The organism is Tissierella sp., from assembly GCF_031460495.1.
GTDB lineage: Bacteria > Bacillota > Clostridia > Tissierellales > Tissierellaceae > JAVKTS01.
On sequence record NZ_JAVKTS010000015.1, the window covers coordinates 1 to 3,083 of the forward strand.

Genomic DNA, 3,083 nt, shown 5'->3' on the forward strand with positions numbered 1-3,083 from the left:
AAAGGTCAAGTTATTAAGGGCGTAGGGCGAATGCCTTGGCACCAAGAGCCGATGAAGGACGGGATAAGCTCCGATAAGCTTCGGGGAGTCGCAAATAGACATCGATCCGGAGATTTCCGAATGGGGAAACCTACTTGAGCAACCCTCAAGTATCGTATAGTGAATAAATAGCTATGCGAAGGAAGACCAGGGGAACTGAAACATCTAAGTACCCTGAGGAAGAGAAAGAAAAATCGATTTCCTAAGTAGCGGCGAGCGAACGGGAAAGAGCCTAAACCAGTGCTTGCACTGGGGTTACGGACCAGCACAACAGGACGCGGTATCTTAATAGAAGAGGATTGGAAAATCCCACCATAGAGGGTGATAGTCCCGTAAATGAAAAGAGAAGGCGCCTAGCTGAGATCCAGAGTACCACGGGACACGAGAAATCCTGTGGGAAGTAGGGAGGACCACCTCCCAAGGCTAAATACTACTTGGTGACCGATAGAGAAATAGTACCGTGAGGGAAAGGTAAAAAGAACCCCGGGAGGGGAGTGAAATAGAACCTGAAACCCTACGCCTACAAGCAGTGGAAGCACATTATTCGTGTAACCACGTACTTTTTGTAGAACGGGCCAGCGAGTTATGGTATGCAGCAAGGTTAAGTACTTAAGGTACGAAGCCGTAGGGAAACCAAGTCTTAATAGGGCGACTAAGTTGTATGCCATAGACCCGAAACCGGGTGACCTATCCATGGGCAGAGTGAAGTTGAAGTAAAATTCAATGGAGGCTCGAACCCTTTAGCGTTTAAAAGCTATGGGATGACCTGTGGATAGGGGTGAAAAGCCAATCGAACTCGGAGATAGCTGGTTCTCCTCGAAATAGCTTTAGGGCTAGCGTCAAGGAATCGTGTAATGGAGGTAGAGCACTGAATGGTCTAGGGGCGCATAGCGTTACCAAAACCTATCAAACTCCGAATGCCATAAACATAGACTTGGCAGTCAGACTATGTGGGATAAGCTTCATAGTCAAAAGGGAAAGAGCCCAGATCACCAGCTAAGGTCCCTAAATTCTGATTAAGTGATAAAGGATGTGAGGTTTCACAGACAACCAGGATGTTGGCTTAGAAGCAGCCATACATTTAAAGAGTGCGTAATAGCTCACTGGTCGAGAGACCTTGCGCCGAAGATTTCCGGGACTAAAATCAGATACCGAAGCTGTGGGATTAGTGTAAACTAATCGGTAGAGGAGCATTGTATGCGGGCAGAAGCTATACCGAAAGGAGTGGTGGACTGCATACAAGAGAGAATGCTGGCATGAGTAGCGCAAGGTAAGTGAGAATCTTACCCATCGAAAGCCCAAGGTTTCCTGAGGAAGGCTCGTCCACTCAGGGTAAGTCGGGACCTAAGCTGAGGCAGAAATGCGTAGGCGATGGACAACAGGTTGAGATTCCTGTACTAGTTACAAGCGTTTGAGAAATGGAGTGACGCAGGAGGATAGGTTGAGCGTGCCGTTGGTTGAGCACGTCTAAGCAAGTAGGGAGTTAGGATAGGCAAATCCGTTCTAACAATCCTGAGATGCGATGGGGAGCGAAAAACAAGTAGCGAAGCAACTGACTCCACACTGCCAAGAAAAGCTTCTATCGAGCAAGTAACTACCCGTACCGTAAACCGACACAGGTAGGCGAGGAGAGAATCCTAAGATGAGCGGAAGAACCATTGTTAAGGAACTCGGCAAAATAGCCCCGTAACTTCGGGAGAAGGGGTGCCATTTGAAGTATAGATTTTACATTGAAAGCTTTGAGTGGCCGCAGTGAATAGGCCCAAGCGACTGTTTACCAAAAACACAAGTCTCTGCTAAGTCGAAAGACGAAGTATAGGGGCTGACACCTGCCCGGTGCTGGAAGGTTAAGGGGAAGGCTTAGCGCAAGCGAAGGCTAGAACTTAAGCCCCAGTAAACGGCGGCCGTAACTATAACGGTCCTAAGGTAGCGAAATTCCTTGTCGGGTAAGTTCCGACCCGCACGAAAGGTGTAACGATTTGGGCACTGTCTCAACAATGGATCCGGTGAAATTGTAGTACACGTGAAGATGCGTGTTACCCGCGACAGGACGGAAAGACCCCGTGGAGCTTTACTGCAGGCTGACATTGGATTTCGGCATTGCATGTACAGGATAGGTGGGAGACTAAGAAGCCAGTGCGCCAGTATTGGTGGAGTCAACCTTGGGATACCACTCTTGTAATGCTGAAGTTCTAACCTGATACCATGAAACTGGTATAGGGACACTGTCAGTTGGGCAGTTTGACTGGGGCGGTCGCCTCCTAAAGAGTAACGGAGGCGCTCAAAGGTTTCCTCAGCACGGTCGGAAATCGTGCGAAGAGTGTAAAGGCAAAAGGAAGCTTAACTGCGACACCAACAAGTGGAGCAGGAACGAAAGTTGGACTTAGTGATCCGGTGGTTCCGAGTGGAAGGGCCATCGCTCAACGGATAAAAGCTACCCCGGGGATAACAGGCTTATCTCCCCCAAGAGTCCACATCGACGGGGAGGTTTGGCACCTCGATGTCGGCTCGTCTCATCCTGGGGCTGAAGTAGGTCCCAAGGGTTGGGCTGTTCGCCCATTAAAGAGGCACGCGAGCTGGGTTCAGAACGTCGTGAGACAGTTCGGTCCCTATCCGTCGTGGGCGTAGGAAATTTGAGAGGAGCTGTCCTTAGTACGAGAGGACCGGGATGGACGAACCGCTGGTGTATCAGTTGTCTTGCCAAAGGCATGGCTGAGTAGCTAAGTTCGGACGGGATAAGTGCTGAAGGCATCTAAGCACGAAGCCCCCCTCAAGATAAGATTTCCCATCACATAAGTGAGTAAGACTCCAGGAAGACCACCTGGTAGATAGGTCTCAGGTGAAAGAGTAGTAATACTTGAAGCTAAGAGATACTAATAAGTCGAGGACTTGACCAAAAAAATATATATTGCGAATGTAGTTTTCGTCTGGTGACGATAGCGAGATGGACACACCTGTTCCCATACCGAACACAGAAGTTAAGCATCTCAACGCCGATGGTACTTGGGTGGTAACGCCCTGGGAGAGTAGGAAGTTGCCAGGCT

The 3,083-nt window shown here is 49.2% G+C and carries 2 rRNA genes; both read left to right on the forward strand.

Annotated features, from left to right (window positions below):
- Positions 1-3: 3 nt before the first annotated feature.
- A 23S ribosomal RNA gene (locus RIN63_RS15280) occupies positions 4-2,936 on the forward strand.
- A gap of 29 nt (positions 2,937-2,965) precedes the next feature.
- Positions 2,966-3,082: ribosomal RNA gene (gene rrf, locus RIN63_RS15285) — 5S ribosomal RNA — on the forward strand.
- Position 3,083: the final 1 nt, after the last annotated feature.